Origin of the sequence: Pseudomonas sp. NFPP12 (genome assembly GCF_900103205.1) — a bacterium.
Classification (GTDB): Bacteria; Pseudomonadota; Gammaproteobacteria; order Pseudomonadales; family Pseudomonadaceae; genus Aquipseudomonas; species Aquipseudomonas protegens.
Genome location: NZ_FMWW01000004.1, coordinates 410,629 through 427,204 on the forward strand (window position 1 = coordinate 410,629; position 16,576 = coordinate 427,204).

Below are 16,576 nucleotides of genomic sequence, written 5' to 3' on the forward strand. Positions count from 1 at the left end.
TCCGTGCCCGTCCTGCGTCTACCGCTACTCCCTGCCGCCGCCGGCAAACAGCATTGGGGCAACTTGCCCGGTGCCGCCCTGAGCCTGGCCATCGCCGAAGCCGCCAGCGCTGCCAAGCGCTTCACCCTCCTGCTGACTGCCGACAGCCAAAGCGCTGACCGGCTGGAACAGGAGCTGAGCTTCTTCGCCCCGGATCTGCCGGTGCTGCATTTTCCTGACTGGGAAACCCTGCCCTACGACCTGTTCTCGCCGCACCAGGACATCATTTCCCAGCGCATCGCCAGCCTCTATCGGCTGCCGGAGCTGGAACATGGCGTGCTGGTGGTGCCGATCACCACTGCCCTGCACCGCCTGGCGCCCACCCAGTTCCTGCTGGGCAGCAGCCTGGTGCTGGACGTCGGCCAGAAGCTCGATGTGGAACAGATGCGCACCCGCCTGGAAGCCAGTGGTTACCGCTACGTGGACACCGTCTACGAACACGGCGAATTCACCGTGCGCGGCGCACTGATCGATCTGTTTCCCATGGGCAGCAAGCTGCCCTATCGCATCGACCTGTTCGACGACGAAATCGAGACCCTGCGCACCTTCGATCCGGAGAACCAGCGCTCCATCGACAAGGTCGACTCGGTGCGCCTGCTGCCGGCCAAGGAGTTCCCGCTGCAGAAAGAAGCGGTGACCCGCTTCAAGGCGCGCTTTCGCGAACGCTTCGATGTGGACTTCCGCCGCTGCCCGATCTTCCAGGACCTGAGCAGCGGGATTACCCCGGCCGGTATCGAGTACTACCTGCCGCTGTTCTTCGAAGAGACCTCGACCCTGTTCGACTACCTGCCCCAGGACACCCAGGTGTTTTCCCTGCCGGGCATCGAACAGGCCGCGGAAAACTTCTGGAACGATGTACGCAACCGCTATGAAGAGCGCCGCGTCGACCCTTCGCGCCCGCTCCTGCCCCCGGCCGAACTGTTCCTGCCAGTGGAAGACTGCTTCGCCCGGCTGAAGAACTGGCCGCGAGTGGTGGCCAGCCAGCAGGACATCGAAACCGGTGTCGGCCGCGAACGCTTCCCGGCCCACGAGCTGCCGAACCTGGCCATCGAAGCCAAGGCCAACCAGCCGCTGGCAGCACTTTCGGGCTTTCTCGACGAGTTCCCCGGGCGAGTGCTGTTCACCGCCGAATCCGCCGGCCGCCGGGAAGTGCTGCTGGAGCTGCTGGAGCGCCTCAAGCTGCGGCCCAAGACCGTCGACAGCTGGCCGGACTTCGTCGCCAGCAAGGAACGCCTGGCAATCACCATCGCCCCGCTGGACGAAGGCCTGGTGCTGGACGATCCGGCCCTGGCCCTGGTGGCCGAAAGCCCGTTGTTCGGCCAGCGAGTGATGCAGCGTCGGCGCCGGGAAAAGCGCGCCGATGCCAACAACGATGCAGTGATCAAGAACCTCACCGAGCTGCGTGAAGGCGCGCCGGTGGTGCATATCGACCATGGCGTCGGTCGCTACCTGGGCCTGGCCACCCTGGAAATCGACAACCAGGCCGCCGAGTTCCTGACCCTGGAATACGCCGAGGGCGCCAAGCTTTATGTGCCCGTGGCCAACCTGCACCTGATCGCCCGCTACACCGGCAGCGACGACGCCCTCGCGCCCCTGCATCGCCTGGGCTCGGAAGCCTGGCAGAAGGCCAAGCGCAAGGCCGCCGAACAGGTGCGCGATGTGGCTGCCGAACTGCTGGACATCTATGCCCGCCGCGCCGCCCGCGAAGGCTATGCCTTTGCTGACCCGAAGGCCGACTACGCCACCTTCAGTGCCGGCTTCCCCTTCGAGGAAACCCCGGACCAGCAGAGCACCATCGAAGCGGTGCGCGAGGACATGCTGTCGGGCAAGCCCATGGACCGTCTGGTATGCGGCGACGTGGGCTTCGGCAAGACCGAAGTGGCCATGCGCGCTGCCTTCATCGCAGTCCACGGCGGCAAGCAAGTGGCGATCCTGGTGCCCACCACCCTACTCGCCCAGCAGCACTACAACAGCTTCCGCGACCGCTTCGCCGACTGGCCGGTGACCGTGGAAGTGATGAGCCGCTTCAAGTCCACCAAGGAAGTGAATGCTGCGGTGGCGGACCTCGCCGAAGGCAAGATCGACATCGTCATCGGCACCCACAAGCTGTTGCAGGACGATGTGAAGATCAAGAACCTGGGGCTGGTGATCATCGACGAAGAACACCGTTTCGGTGTCCGCCAGAAAGAGCAGCTCAAGGCGCTGCGCAGCGAAGTCGACATCCTGACCCTGACCGCCACGCCGATCCCGCGGACCCTGAACATGGCCGTCTCGGGCATGCGCGATCTGTCGATCATCGCCACCCCGCCGGCCCGGCGCCTGTCGGTGCGCACCTTCGTCATGGAGCAGAACAAGAGCACGGTCAAAGAGGCCCTGCTGCGCGAACTGCTGCGTGGCGGCCAGGTGTACTACCTGCACAACGACGTGAAGACCATCGAGAAATGCGCCGCCGACCTGGCCGAACTGGTACCCGAGGCGCGGATCGGCATCGGCCACGGGCAGATGCGCGAACGCGAACTCGAACAAGTGATGAGCGACTTCTATCACAAGCGCTTCAACGTACTGATCGCCTCGACCATCATCGAGACCGGCATCGACGTGCCCAGCGCCAACACCATCATCATCGAGCGCGCCGACAAGTTCGGCCTGGCCCAGTTGCACCAGTTGCGCGGTCGAGTCGGGCGCAGCCACCACCAGGCCTACGCATACCTCTTGACGCCACCGCGCCAGCAGATCACCCCGGACGCGGAAAAACGCCTGGAGGCCATCGCCAACACCCAGGACCTGGGCGCCGGCTTCGTCCTGGCCACCAACGACCTGGAGATCCGTGGCGCTGGCGAACTGCTGGGCGACGGCCAGAGCGGGCAGATCCAGGCCGTGGGCTTCACCCTCTACATGGAAATGCTCGAACGCGCAGTGAAGGCCATCCGCAAGGGCGAACAACCGAACCTCGACCAGCCACTGGGTGGCGGCCCGGAAATCAACCTGCGCTTGCCGGCACTGATTCCCGAGGACTACCTGCCAGACGTGCACGCCCGCCTGATCCTCTACAAGCGCATCGCTTCCGCCACCGACGAGGACGGCCTGAAGGACCTGCAAGTGGAGATGATCGACCGCTTCGGCCTGCTGCCGGAGCCGACCAAGAACCTGATCCGCCTGACCCTGCTCAAACTCCAGGCCGAGCAACTGGGGATCAAGAAGGTCGACGGCGGCCCACAAGGCGGCCGCATCGAGTTCGCCGCAGATACACCGGTAGATCCACTGGCCTTGATCAAACTGATCCAGGGCCAGCCCAAACGCTACAAATTCGAAGGCGCAACCCTGTTCAAGTTCATGGTGCCGATGGAGCGCCCGGAAGAGCGCTTTAATACATTGGAGGCACTGTTTGAGCGCCTCACCCCGAAATCTGCTTGAAGGACGCCCCATGCGCCTGTTCCGCTCCCTGACCCTGCTCGTGGCCCTGGTCGCGCCAACGGCCTTTGCCGATGACCTGTACCAGGTGGAAATGATCCTCGTACGGCAGAACGCCGAGCCGCTGATCGTCAGCCGTGCAGCCCCCGAAGACTGGGCCGCCGGCGCTCAACGGCTGAGCCCGGACAGCCTGCGTACCCCAGCCCTGGGCAGCATCGTGGAAAAGCTCGGCGCCAGCGGCAGCTACAGCGTGCTGTTGCACAAGGCCTGGCAACAGACCCTGGGGGAAACCCCGGTAAAGGTTGCCCTCAGCGATGGCCCGGAACAGTTCGGCCAGTTCCCCATCGAAGGCACCCTGAGCCTGAAGCTCGGGCGCTTCACCGATGTGGACGCGGACTTCTGGGTCAACCAGATCGACAGCAACGGCCTGGTCACCAGCAGCGAGCGCCTGAAACAGCAGAGCCATACCAAGAATGGCCAGCTCAACTACCTGGACAACGGCCACCTGGCGCTGCTGATCAAGATCACCTCGCTGACCGCACCGGCACCGCGCCCCGCTCCAACTGAAATTCCGGACTGATCGAAGTCCCTATGACCCCGCCCCTGACCAAACCCCTGGCCTCCTCCTGGGTCAACCGCTTCAAGGAACAAGCCTTGGAGCGTGGCCGGCGCTACGCCCTGGAAAAACGCGTGCGCATCGCCACGGCCGGAGACAGCGCTATCACCGCCAGTTGCGAAGGCTCCGGCGGCACCGTGTACCGGCAGACCATCACCCTGCGCGAATCGAGCAAGGGCAACCTGCTGCTGATCGACGCCCACTGCACCTGCCCAGTACGCAGCAACTGCAAGCACATCGCTGCGGTGCTGCTGCAAGTGGAGGAAACCCTGGCCTACCCGGCGGCAGCCCAGGACGCCGAACTGCTGGAAAAGCTCTCCGCAGTCCTCGACAGCCGTCGCCCCGCCGCCCTGCCCCAGGTACTACTGGAGGACGTGCGCCCAGTGCCGCGGCTGTGGCTGGCAAGCATCGAGTTCAGCGCCTTCGAACCGCGCAACGGCAAGATGCAGCGCTACATCCAGCACCGCGCCGCACTGTCGTTCAACTACAGGGGCGAGTACGCCAGCGGGCAGAAGAACACCGATGTGATCATCCGCCAGGAACACCAGAGCCTGCGCATCAAGCGCCAGCCCGAGCTGGAACAGGGCTGGCGCGAGCAATTGCGAGGCCTGGGCTTCAAGATCGCCACCCGGCAGAGCAAGGCACTCCCGGAAAGCGCCGGCGAGCTGTTCGAGATGGTCAACGACAGCGCCTGGCTGACCTTCACTCTCAACGAACTGCCTAAGCTGCGCAGCCAGGGCTGGGAGCTGCAGATCGACGAGGGCTTCGGCTTCGACCTGACGGCAGTGGACGACTGGTACGCCAGTGTCGACGAGGCCCCGGGCCGCGACTGGTTCGACCTGGAACTGGGGATCATCGTCAACGGCGAGCGCCTGAGCCTGCTGCCGATTTTGCTCAACCTGATGCGCTCACACACCGAGATCCTCAATCCGGAGCGCCTGGCCAAGCGCCGCGACGACGAGCTGATCCTGGTGAACATTCCCCATCGGCCCAACTCCCTGCATGGCCCGCTGCAAGTGGCACTGCCCTATGGCCGCCTGAAGCCGGTACTGGCAACCCTGGGCGAGTTCTATCTGCAAGAACCCGGCGATACCACCCTGCGCTTGAGCAGCGCCGACGCCACCCGCCTCAACCCGTTGCAGGACCTGCCACTGCTATGGGAAGGCGGCGAACACATTCGCACCTTCGCCCAGCGCCTGCGGGACATCCGCGACTACTCGGCGCCGGCGCCCCAGGGCCTGAACGCCACCCTGCGCCCCTATCAGCTCGAAGGCCTGAGCTGGATGCAGTCACTGCGCCAGCTGGAAGTGGGCGGCATCCTGGCCGACGACATGGGCCTGGGCAAGACCCTGCAAACCCTGGCGCACATACTCAGCGAGAAGAACGCCGGGCGCCTGGACCGCCCCTGCATGGTGGTAATGCCCACCAGCCTGATTCCCAACTGGCTGGACGAGGCCGCGCACTTCACCCCGCAGCTCAAGGTACTGGCGCTGTATGGCGCCGGGCGCAAGAAACACTTCGCCCAACTGGGCGACCATGACTTGCTGCTGACCACCTATGCGCTGCTGCCCAAGGACATCGAACTGCTGGCGGCCCAGCCCCTGCATGTGCTGATCCTCGATGAGGCGCAGTACATCAAGAACCCGTCGAGCAAGGCCGCCCAGGCTGCTCGGGAACTCAATGCCCGGCAGCGCCTGTGCCTGTCCGGCACGCCGTTGGAAAACCATCTGGGAGAGCTCTGGTCGCTGTTCCACTTCCTCATGCCGGGCTGGCTTGGCGATGCCAAGAGCTTCAACCGTGACTACCGGGTACCGATTGAAAAGCACGCCAGCGAGGTGCGCCTGCAGCACCTCAACGGCCGGATCAAGCCCTTCCTGCTGCGCCGTACCAAGGAGCAAGTGGCCACCGAACTGCCGCCCAAGACCGAGATCATCCACTGGGTCGAGCTCAACGAGGCGCAGCGTGATGTCTACGAAACCATGCGCCTGGCCATGGACAAGAAAGTGCGCGACGAAATCACCCGCAAAGGTGTGGCGCGCAGCCAGATCATCATTCTTGAAGCCCTGCTCAAACTGCGCCAGGTGTGTTGCGACCTGCGCCTGGTCAACGACTCGCCACCCACACGGGGCAGCTCCTCAGGCAAGCTCGACAGCCTGATGGAAATGCTTGAAGAACTGTTCGAAGAGGGCCGGCGGATTTTGCTGTTCTCGCAGTTCACCTCGATGCTGAGCCTGATCGAGGCCGAGCTGAAGCGGCGCAACATCGCCTACGCCTTGCTCACCGGCCAGACCCGGGACCGGCGCACTCCGGTACGGGACTTCCAGAGCGGCAAGCTGCAGATTTTCCTGATCAGCCTCAAGGCTGGTGGTGTCGGTCTCAACCTGACCGAAGCCGATACGGTGATTCACTACGACCCGTGGTGGAACCCGGCCACCGAGAGCCAGGCTACCGACCGCGCCTATCGCATCGGCCAGGAAAAACCCGTGTTCGTCTACAAGCTGATTGCCCGAGGTACGGTGGAAGAAAAGATCCAGCACCTGCAGCAGGAAAAATCGGACCTGGCGGCAGGCGTGCTTGATGGGCGCAAGGCCGGTGACTGGAAGCTGCAGAGCGACGACATCGAAGCCTTGTTCGCCCCACTGCCGGACAACAAGGGCGGCCGCTGAGACCGGCCACGTGCGGGGGCATCCAGAATTGTCCGGAGTCCCCTTGCAAAGTCGTCAGTCGATCAACTGGGCATCCTTGAGCGCGCCCAGCGCCGCCAACCAACGCGGATCCTGCTTGTACTCGATATTGGCGAAGGCCTGGCCACGCATCCGCGCGATGCGTGGCGAAGGCTGCACCTTGAGGCGCTGCACGGCACTCAGGGCCAGCTCGGCGGCAGCACGGTCATTGCATACCAGCCCCATGTCGCAACCGGCGGTCAGCGCCGCTTCGATCCGGCTTGCCGCGTCCCCGACGACATGGGCGCCGGCCATGGACAGGTCATCGCTGAAGATCACCCCGTCAAATTGCAGCTCTCCACGCAGGATGTCCTGCAACCAGTAGCGCGAGAAGCCGGCCGGTTGAGGGTCGACTTGCGGATAGATGACGTGCGCAGGCATCACTGCCGCCAACTGCGTGCTCAGACGAGCAAAGGGCAGCAGGTCCTTGGCACGGATTTCATCCAGACTGCGCTCGTCATTGGGAATCGCCACATGGGAGTCGGCCTCGGCCCAGCCGTGCCCGGGAAAGTGCTTGCCGGTAGCGGCCATGCCGGCGCTGTTCATACCGCGGATAAACGCACCGGCGAGCAACGCCGCCTGCTCGGGGTCGCCCTCAAAAGCCCGGCTGCCCACCACCGCGCTGCGCTGGTGATCGAGGTCCAGTACCGGGGCGAAGCTCAGGTCCAGCCCCACCGCCAGCACCTCGGTGGCCATGACCCAGCCACACTGCTCGGCCAGGTACTCGGCATTCGGATTGTCGGCCAGGGCACGCATGGCCGGCAGGCGCACAAAGCCCTGGCGCAGACGCTGCACCCGGCCGCCCTCCTGGTCCACGGCCAACAACAGGTCCGGGCGAATCGCGCGAATCGCCGCGCACAGCTCCCGTACCTGGCGCGGATGTTCGATATTGCGAGCGAAGATGATCAACCCACCGACCTGCGGCTGGCGCAGGAGTTGGCGATCTTCGGCCGTCAGCCAGGTACCGGCGACGTCCACCATCAAAGAGCCTTGCAGGCCAGCAGTCATAGAAATTCCTTAAGCACTACGATGGCTTCCAGGCAACGCTGTTCTAGCCGCATCCGCATGGATGCAGCCGGCCGAGCAGCATCGGCGCAGGGAAGGCACGTGATATAGAACGAGAATCGGCATGGGCGGCTAGCTTAGCGGATGTAAGCTGTCGCGCCCACCCGTGGGTCAGGCCTTAGCGGCTGCCGGGGCCGATTTGCTGCGCGGCTTGAGCTGGGCGCTGGCCATGGCTTCGTCGGTGACGCCGGTTTCGGCACGCATGCCGGCGGCGAGGAACGGCACCATCAGGCGCATCACCTGCTCGATGGAGGTATTGACCCCGAAATCGGTTTCGGCGATAGCCCGCAGCGCCTTGATCCCGGACATGCTGAACGCCGCAGCGCCGAGCATGAAGTGCACACGCCAGAACAGCTCGATGGGCGGAATACGCGGCGCCGCTTCGTTGACCAGCAGCATGTAGCGGCGGAACACCTTGCCGTACATGTCCTCCAGATAACGCCGCAAGTGCCCCTGGCTCTGGCTGAACGCCAGTCCCAGCAGACGCATGAAGATCGACAGGTCGTTACCGCTGCGCGGCTGCACTACCAGGGCCTGCTCGACGAGGATCTCCAGCAGCTCTTCCAGGCTCGGCTTGTTCTCCGGCCTGGACTGGCGACGCTCAAGCTCACGATCGAGGCTGATGCAGAACGGGCCGAGGAAACGCGAGAATACCGCCTGGATCAAGGCCTTCTTGGACCCGAAATGATAGTTGACCGCTGCCAGGTTGACCCCGGCCTTGCTGGTGATCAGCCGCAATGAGGTTTCGGCAAAACCTTTTTCCGCGAACAACTGCTCGGCAGCATCGAGAATGCGTTCAACGGTTTCCGACTGGGCCATGGCTACTCCGCCTGACAAACACTTGTTTGAAACATACGTTTCAGGCTTTGCAATGTCAAGCCTGCCGGCTTCTGCGCAAGCCGTCCGGCGCGCTATTTAATCACACCTGCCGGCCACTGTAGCCAGCCTTCGGCGCGTGATTGCGGCCCCCGGATGACAACCGCTCGGCCACCTCAGGCAAAAGGAGGATTGCCAAGCGACGTTCACTGTATATAATCCCAGTCACTGTATAAAAAGACAGAGCGATCGACATGCTAAAACTGACGCCACGCCAAGCTGAGATTCTGGCTTTTATCAAACGTTGCCTCGAAGACAACGGCTACCCGCCCACCCGTGCGGAAATTGCCCAGGAACTGGGATTCAAATCGCCCAACGCCGCTGAGGAACACCTCAAGGCCCTGGCCCGCAAGGGCGCCATCGAGATGACCCCGGGTGCCTCCCGCGGAATCCGCATTCCCGGCTTCGAAGCCAAGGCCGACGATACCCTGCCGATCATTGGCCGTGTCGCCGCCGGTGCACCGATCCTGGCTCAGCAGCACATCGAAGAGTCCTGCAATATCAACCCGACCTTCTTCCACCCTCGCGCCGACTACCTGCTTCGCGTCCATGGCATGAGCATGAAGGACATCGGCATCTTCGACGGTGACCTGTTGGCGGTACACACCACTCGCGAGGCCCGCAATGGCCAGGTCGTGGTGGCGCGCATCGGCGATGAGGTCACGGTCAAGCGCTTCAAGCGCGAAGGCAGCAAGGTCTGGCTGATTGCCGAGAACCCTGAATTCGCCCCCATCGAAGTCAACCTGAAAGATCAGGATCTGGTGATCGAAGGCTTGAGTGTCGGCGTCATTCGCCGCTAAAGGAGGCTCCATGCAGTTCCCCCACACACCACAGCAAGCACAACTGCCACTGTTCGAGGCGTTCCTGGCCCAGCCATTGGCACCCGCCCTCAAGGAAGTGGTCGAATCGCCCTGGAACAAAGATCCAGAAGCCTTCAGCGAGCTGTCGTTACGCGGCGCCGCCGGGAACTGCCTGAACCTATTGGCACCGATCCTTCGGGAACTCAGCCAGGACCAGGACGCGCGCTGGCTGACACTGATCGCCCCGCCCTCCAGCCTGACCCAAAGCTGGCTACGGGACGCCGGCCTGAATCGCGAGGGGATCCTGCTACTGCACCCCCGGGGCAATCAGAGCCCGCAACAGCTCGCCTGCGAGGCCCTGCGCCTGGGCCGCAGTCATACCGTAGTCAGCTGGTTGAACCCGTTGAGCGCCAGCGCCCGGCAACAGCTGATCAGCGCCGCACGGACTGGCGATGCGCAGAGCCTGAATATTCGCCTGGGATGAAACACCGGGAAAGCGTGGGATTTACGCTTGAATGACACAAGGCTTCTCCAGGATTGAGAAGCCGGAACAAATGCGACGGATGACCGGAGAAACCCGATAGACGGGCTTAGTGCAGCACCCGCGGGCCATCTTCCTTGTCAATTTCACCTTCAACCAATCGACCGGCCATCTGTACGCCGACGCTCAACATGGCCTTGGCCACTTCCACGTGCTGACCTTGCAGAAAGGCTTTGGCATCCTCGGAGAAATCCAAAGTAACCAGAGAACCCTCGTCCTCAGCTCTGCGCAGCTCGATACGGCCGTCTGGCAACTCGACAATTTCTAGAAAGGACGTTGGCATAAAGGTCTGGTCTCCACGAAAGGGCGGGATTATATCAGTCATCACCCCTGCCCCGCTCAGGATCTTGCAAGGGGGGCGTGCCCCCTCACCAGGAATTACTTCCCGATCCTTGCAATCAACACCTAGCCAAACCGACCCCAAGCCCGTGCCAGCCCCCCCTTCAGAAATTCGGCTTGTATTCAAAACCTGCCGAGGCCTGGCTGTCGGAAAACGGCGTGATCAGCGACTTCTTCAGGACCAATCGATTGACCAGGGAGCCGGGAAACATCTGAATGGAGTTGTTGAAGCGCTCCACATTCAGGTTGAACAGGGTAATCGCCCCACCGATATTGCCTTCCTGCTCGGCAACCTCGCGCATCAGGTTGCTCAACAACTCAACGGATTTGAGGTCGGGATAGGCCTCAAACGCAAGATTCAAACCGCCCAGCAAAGCCTTGGCGCCCTGGTCTACCGACTTGAGCGCATCGCCGTCGGCTGCGGATGGCAAGCTACCAATGGCACTACGCAGCCCAACAATCTTTTCCAGCAACTGGCTTTCATAGGCCTGGAAGCCAGCCACTTGCGGTTCCAGCATGTCCAGCACCTTGATCCTCTGGCGCTGGTAGGTCAGCACATCCGACCAGGCCCGCTGGGCCCGGTTATGCGCACCGACAATCTTGTTGTAGTGCACATAGGCAAGAACGCCCAAGGCAATCGCGATGACCAGCAACAACTCCATACTCTACTGCTCCATTTCATCAGTGACCTTCAGCGGAAGATCGAAATTGTTGTCGTGCAGCTCCGCCAACTCATGCACCAGGGCCAGCACCGGAAACAGGTTAGGCAACGGCAGGCCCTGCTCGATATTGGCGTAGAAACTCGGCAGATCGTCAAACGTGCCCGGATCCTTGTAGGCCATGACCTCGGCATCATCGAAACTCAGACATAAATGACCCTCGCTGGAGAATTCCAGATTCACCTTTTTCAGCCGCTGACGAAGTTCCAGCAAGAGAGCCAGTGTGGTGGGCGTTGCGAACTTCGCGCAAGCCAGCTCACTATCACCGGTGAAACTGAAGCTTCTGTTGAAGTCATCGGAAGTAGTCTCAAAGACTTTGCGCTTCTTGCTCTTTGTATTTGGCAGATCACTGCGCACCATCACCCCTCTGACCCAAGGAAAGTCCACCACCAGGCTGAAGCGATCGAAACTCTCATAGACCCGCTCGCTCTCGCCATCGGATTTGCTTTTGTAGTGGGAGTTCACATAACGCAGATGGTGGAAGACAAAGGACAACTGATGCCGCGGACCCTGGTAGGTCCCCCTGGCTGAAGCCTCGATACGGCGGCTGTCATTGCCGCGATCATAGTCGTCGAACTCACTGCTCAGTTGCGTGAAACGCTCATCGGCGGTTCCACCCGGGTCCCAAAGGCCGTTACTGAGAAATGAACACTTACGGGCTATTTTCTGCGGCAACTCGTCTAACACGGCTTTACGGCCCATCCAGGTATACAAGGTGGCAAAACCCAGGCAGGCCGTCGCAAACCACATCAGCTCCACGCCCGCCATGGCCGGAATCGCCGACACAATAGCCAGCGTCAACAGCAGCCAGGACTGGGCATGATCGAACTCCAACCCTCCCCTGAAGGACTGGAGCCTGGCGATGACCCTCAATAGATCCTCGTTGCTCTTGGCTCGAGCCACCTCTGCATTGCTAGTGGCCAACAACTTCACCAACTCGGCATCGTGCTTGAGAAACTGCATTACATTTCCTTGATCAAGTTGCCAGCCTCAGGAACATCTGGAACGGCAGCAAGAGCATGGCTGTCATGCAACTGCGCCAACCGATGCACCAACTCCAACAGTGAATACAGCTTCGGCAACTCGATACCCGCCTTGATCCGCTCGCGAAAGACCGCCAAGTCACTCAGCGAGCCCGGATCGGCATGGGCAATGATGTCCGCATTATCAAAGCTCAGACAGAGCCGCCCTTGACTGGAAAATTCCAGATTGACCCGGTAAAGATGGCGTGAAAGCTCCATCAGGAGGTCCAGGGTTGCTGGCCTGGCGAAGTGTTCGCAACAGGCCTGATCATTACCGCGCAGTACAAAGACCTGGTCGAAATCATCGCGACCGGTCTTGAACGGCTGCCCCGCCAATGACACTTCCAGGGGACTGGAGCGAACCGTAATCTCTGTCACCCACGGGAAATCCAGCACCAGACTGTAGCGGTTGTACGTGTCGTAGACAGTGCGATAGCTGCCGCCGGCACCAGGCTCTTGCCTGGAATTGACGTACTGCAGATGGTGATACTCGAACGTCAAGGACTGGCGAGGCCCCTGGTAGACACCCTGGAGCGAATCCTGGATATGGCGTCGCTCATTACCCCGCTGGTAATCGCTGAACTCGTTGTTCAGCCTTTTCAGGCGCCAGTCGGCACTGCTATCGGATTCGCTCAAGCCATGATGAAACATTACGCACTTGCGCACGATGCTTGCCGCCAGATCAGTCAAGGAGCCAGAGGCCCCTTTGCTGACGTAATAGCTAAAGAAACACAGAGCCAGAAACACCCAGAACATCCCGCCCATGCCGTCCATCAGCAGCGCGACAGCCAGGGAGGCAAACGCCAGGACCAGAAGCGTTATTGCCTGCACATGGTCGAATTCCAGACCGCCGGGGAATATCTCCAGCCTGTCGAGCACTTCCAGCAAGTCAGTATTGGACTGGGCACGAACCACTCGCACCCGGCAATCGTTCAGCAGGCGAAGCAGCGCCTGGTCACGCAAGAAGAACAGCATGAATCTTCCTTGATCAAATAGTCACGCCACCCATCAAGCAGCGCTCAGGATCAACACTCGTTAAGGCCATCCCTGAAACGAATGGCCAGGGCCTTGAGGTTCTGCCGCCAGCTTTCCAGCTCTTCCCGACTCAGTGCCTGCTCGGGCTCCTCTTCATCCAGATTGACCGCAACAATCAGTGGCTGGGTTACGTCGCCCTTGGGCTTGTGCGGCGCCTGTGGCGGCTGAAACAGCTCGCTGTAAGCAGACAGCAGTTGCGCCAGCCAGGTTTGCGGGCTGTGCGCCAATTCCACCAGCTCTGCCAACTCGGGAATGGCAATGCTTTGCAGCACTTCACGATTGAGGATCTGCTCGACCCGGGCCGCATTGGCCTGCGGCAGCCGATAGAACCCGGCAATTTCATGGCACAGCCCCAGCAAGGCCCCGTACAGGTGGAACAGCACCGACTCGCGCCCCGCCTGGACCTGCGCCTGGGCATTCATGGCCCGCCCTTCCTCAGCGCGTGCCAGGGCTTCGAGCGACAGACCGGCAAAGTAGATTTTCTGATTGGTACGGGTATAGAGCTCGTGGGCCATATGGGCAGCCTCCACTGCGAAAAGAAAACCAGATGCAGACGGCACAGTTTCAGGGATCACTCCAGCTTGCCGCAAGCAAAAGAAAGGCCGCATGCCCCCTTGAAGGAGTCATGCGGCCCTGCTGGTCGCTACACCGAGAAGCTAGCCCTCGGCAGGCCAAGCACTTAGCGCTTGTCTTCGACCTTCCATTTACCGCCGTCGTAGAAGGCACGCCAGCCGGTCGGCTTGCCGTCGACTTCGGTCTGCACGTACTGCTCTTTGGTCTTGCGGCTGTAACGCACCACCGCAGGGCGGCCGTCCGGATCCTTCTGCGGAGCTTCGCAGAGGAAGTGGTACTTGGGATCGATCTCATCCTTGTGCGGGATCAGTTCCAGCACCAACGGCGCACGGGTCTCGCGGTTTTTTGGGAACTGACTGGCCGCCAGGAACAGGCCCGAAGCGCCATCGCGCAGGATGTAGGTGTCGTTGACCTTCTCGCACTTGAGCTCGGGCATCTTCACCGGGTCCATCTTCGGCGGCGCCGCGTCACCGCTTTTCAGCAGCTTGCGAGTGTTCTTGCAGGTCGGGTTGGTGCAACCGAAGAACTTGCCGAAACGGCCGGTCTTGAGCTGCATCTCGCTGCCGCACTTATCGCACTCCAGGCTCGGGCCTTCATACCCCTTGATCCGGTAGCTGCCCTCTTCGATCTCGTAGCCGGCGCAATCCGGGTTGTTGCCGCAGATGTGCAGCTTGCGCTTTTCGTCCAGCAGGTAGGCATCCATCGCCGTACTGCAGATCGGGCAACGATGCTTGCCACGCAGTACCAGGGATTCGGACTCGCCCTCGTCATCCGCGGCGATCTCGTCGCCCGGCACCAGGTTGACGGTGGCCTTGCAACGTTCCTTGGGTGGCAGGCTGTAGCCCGAGCAGCCGAGGAACACGCCGGTGGAGGCGGTACGGATCTGCATCGGCCGGCCGCAGGTCTGGCATGGGATATCGGTCATTACCGGCTGGTTGGCGCGCATGCCGCTTTCAGCGCCCTCGGCCACTTCGAGCTTCTTCTTGAAGTCGCCGTAGAATTCGTCGAGGACGTTCTTCCAGTCGCGCTCGCCCTGCGCCACGTCATCGAGATTCTCTTCCATGCCGGCGGTGAAGCCGTAGTCCATGAGGTTGGAGAAGCTCTCGGAAAGGCGCTCAGTGACGATGTCGCCCATCTTTTCCGAATAGAAACGACGGTTGTGCAGGGTCACATAACCGCGATCCTGGATGGTCGAAATGATTGCCGCATAGGTCGAAGGACGACCAATGCCGCGCTTTTCCATTTCCTTCACCAGGCTGGCTTCGGAGTAACGCGCCGGTGGCTTGGTGAAGTGCTGGCTCGGATCGAGCTTGATCAGCTTCAGCACTTCGCCCTGGGCCATTTCCGGCAGCACATCGTCATCGCCCGGCTTGGCCATCTGCGGCATGACCCGGGTGTAACCGTCGAACTTGAGGATGCGGCCCTTGGCACGCAGCTCGAAGTCGCCAGCGGCGACGCTGACGGTGGTGGACAGGTATTGCGCCGGCAGCATCTGGCAGGCGACGAACTGGCGCCAGATCAGCTCGTAGAGGCGCTCAGCGTCACGCTCCATGCCCGACAGCTTGCTTGGGTGGGTATTCACATCGGACGGACGAATCGCTTCGTGCGCCTCCTGGGCCCCTTCCTTGCTGCTGTAGACATTGGGCGAAGCCGGCAGGTACTTGTTGCCGAACTCGTCTTCGATATAGGTACGCGCCATCGCCACGGCATCGGCCGAGAGGTTGGTGGAGTCGGTACGCATATAGGTGATGTAGCCGGCTTCATACAGACGCTGGGCCATCATCATGGTCTTCTTCACCCCGAAGCCCAGGCGATTGCTCGCAGCCTGCTGCAGGGTGGAGGTGATGAACGGCGCCGATGGCTTGCTGCTGGTAGGCTTGTCTTCACGCTTGGCGACGCTGTAGGCCGAGGCCTTGAGCTTCTCCAGGGCGGCCATGGCCTGTGCTTCGTTGAGCGGTTTGAAGGCTTCGCCGTTTTCACGGGCCACTTCAAAACGCACATTCGAGCCCTTGGCAGTGCCCAGGTCAGCGTGTACTTCCCAGTATTCTTCCGGGATGAAGGCACGAATCTCACGCTCGCGCTCCACCACCAGCTTCACGGCTACCGACTGCACGCGACCGGCAGACAGGCCACGGGCAATCTTCGCCCACAGCAGCGGCGAAACCATGTAGCCCACCACGCGGTCGAGGAAGCGTCGCGCCTGCTGGGCATTGACTCGATCAATGTCCAGCTCGCCCGGCTGGGAGAAGGCTTCCTGGATCGCCTTCTTGGTGATTTCGTTGAACACCACGCGCTTGTAGCGGCTGTCATCACCGCCGATGGCTTCCCGCAGGTGCCAGGCAATGGCTTCCCCTTCGCGGTCCAAGTCCGTTGCGAGATAGATGGTGTCGGCATCCTTGGCAAGGCGGCGCAGCTCTTCGATGACCTTTTCCTTGCCAGGGAGGATTTCGTACTTGGCTTTCCAGCCGTGCTCGGGATCGACGCCCATGCGCGACACCAGCTGCTTGCGAGCCTTTTCCTTCGGCGACAGAGCCGGGGCTTCGCCCGCAGCGGCCTTGCCACGCTTGGCGGCTGGCTCCTTGGCGGCACTTGCCGAACCGCTGGTGGGCAGGTCTCGGATATGGCCGATACTCGACTTCACCACGTATTGGTTACCCAAGTACTTGTTGATGGTCTTGGCCTTAGCCGGGGATTCCACAATGACCAGCGATTTGCCCATGGATCAGAAAATTCCTGAATTCGAGAAGTGAAAGGCGGTTGGCGCCTGACGCGGCACCGCTATATATAGTGGCAACAGGGTGAGGTCAAGCGCAGGGT

Annotated in this window: 13 protein-coding genes; 5 read left to right on the forward strand and 8 right to left on the reverse strand. The window is 61.7% G+C overall.

The features are described from left to right. The first annotated feature begins 3 nt into the window (after positions 1-3). From mfd to BLS75_RS19010, 3 genes are read left to right on the forward strand one after another with little or no spacing between them, the layout of a single operon-like run. Positions 4-3,453 (forward strand): transcription-repair coupling factor, encoded by a 3,450-nt coding sequence (gene mfd / locus BLS75_RS19000; protein WP_011060274.1) that lies wholly within the window; start codon positions 4-6, stop codon positions 3,451-3,453. A gap of 10 nt (positions 3,454-3,463) precedes the next feature. Then, positions 3,464-4,030 carry a CsiV family protein gene (locus BLS75_RS19005; protein ID WP_011060273.1) on the forward strand — a complete coding sequence of 189 codons (567 nt, stop codon included), beginning with the start codon at positions 3,464-3,466 and terminating at the stop codon, positions 4,028-4,030. Between the two features lie 11 nt (positions 4,031-4,041). Continuing rightward, positions 4,042-6,732, forward strand: a complete 2,691-nt coding sequence (locus BLS75_RS19010) for a DEAD/DEAH box helicase (protein WP_072451564.1) — start codon at positions 4,042-4,044, stop codon at positions 6,730-6,732. A 54-nt stretch (positions 6,733-6,786) separates the two neighbouring features. Here BLS75_RS19010 and nagZ read toward each other — a convergent pair whose 3' ends face one another. Continuing rightward, a complete protein-coding gene (gene nagZ, locus BLS75_RS19015; protein WP_176876765.1) occupies positions 6,787-7,785 on the reverse strand; it encodes a beta-N-acetylhexosaminidase in 999 nt (332 codons plus the stop codon). A 180-nt stretch (positions 7,786-7,965) separates the two neighbouring features. Then, positions 7,966-8,673: a TetR/AcrR family transcriptional regulator gene (locus BLS75_RS19020; RefSeq protein WP_011060270.1), complete on the reverse strand. Its 708-nt coding sequence runs from the start codon at positions 8,671-8,673 to the stop codon at positions 7,966-7,968. A gap of 251 nt (positions 8,674-8,924) precedes the next feature. Here BLS75_RS19020 and lexA point away from each other — a divergent pair, with 251 nt between their 5' ends. Continuing rightward, the gene (gene lexA / locus BLS75_RS19025) at positions 8,925-9,530 is read left to right on the forward strand and encodes a transcriptional repressor LexA (RefSeq protein WP_011060269.1); all 606 of its coding nucleotides are present in this window, start codon (positions 8,925-8,927) and stop codon (positions 9,528-9,530) included. A gap of 10 nt (positions 9,531-9,540) precedes the next feature. After that, entirely contained in the window at positions 9,541-10,014 is a 474-nt protein-coding gene (gene sulA / locus BLS75_RS19030; RefSeq protein WP_011060268.1) for an SOS-induced cell division inhibitor SulA, read from the forward strand. Positions 10,015-10,120: 106 nt separating this feature from the next. Here sulA and BLS75_RS19035 read toward each other — a convergent pair whose 3' ends face one another. From BLS75_RS19035 to topA, 6 genes are all read right to left on the reverse strand, one after another. Continuing rightward, positions 10,121-10,354: a hypothetical protein gene (locus BLS75_RS19035; protein ID WP_011060267.1), complete on the reverse strand. Its 234-nt coding sequence runs from the start codon at positions 10,352-10,354 to the stop codon at positions 10,121-10,123. A gap of 160 nt (positions 10,355-10,514) precedes the next feature. Beyond that, positions 10,515-11,072 (reverse strand): LemA family protein, encoded by a 558-nt coding sequence (locus tag BLS75_RS19040; protein ID WP_072451566.1) that lies wholly within the window; start codon positions 11,070-11,072, stop codon positions 10,515-10,517. A 3-nt stretch (positions 11,073-11,075) separates the two neighbouring features. Beyond that, entirely contained in the window at positions 11,076-12,092 is a 1,017-nt protein-coding gene (locus BLS75_RS19045; RefSeq protein WP_072451567.1) for a hypothetical protein, read from the reverse strand. Beyond that, positions 12,092-13,126, reverse strand: coding sequence for a hypothetical protein (locus BLS75_RS19050; RefSeq protein ID WP_072451568.1), 1,035 nt, complete (start codon positions 13,124-13,126; stop codon positions 12,092-12,094). Before BLS75_RS19050 ends, BLS75_RS19045 begins: the two co-directional genes overlap by 1 nt. 50 nt (positions 13,127-13,176) lie before the next feature. Next, complete coding sequence (locus BLS75_RS19055) at positions 13,177-13,701, reverse strand: DUF6586 family protein (protein ID WP_047336171.1); 525 nt, start codon at positions 13,699-13,701, stop codon at positions 13,177-13,179. A 164-nt stretch (positions 13,702-13,865) separates the two neighbouring features. Continuing rightward, positions 13,866-16,478, reverse strand: coding sequence for a type I DNA topoisomerase (gene topA / locus BLS75_RS19060; RefSeq protein WP_011060262.1), 2,613 nt, complete (start codon positions 16,476-16,478; stop codon positions 13,866-13,868). Positions 16,479-16,576: the final 98 nt, after the last annotated feature.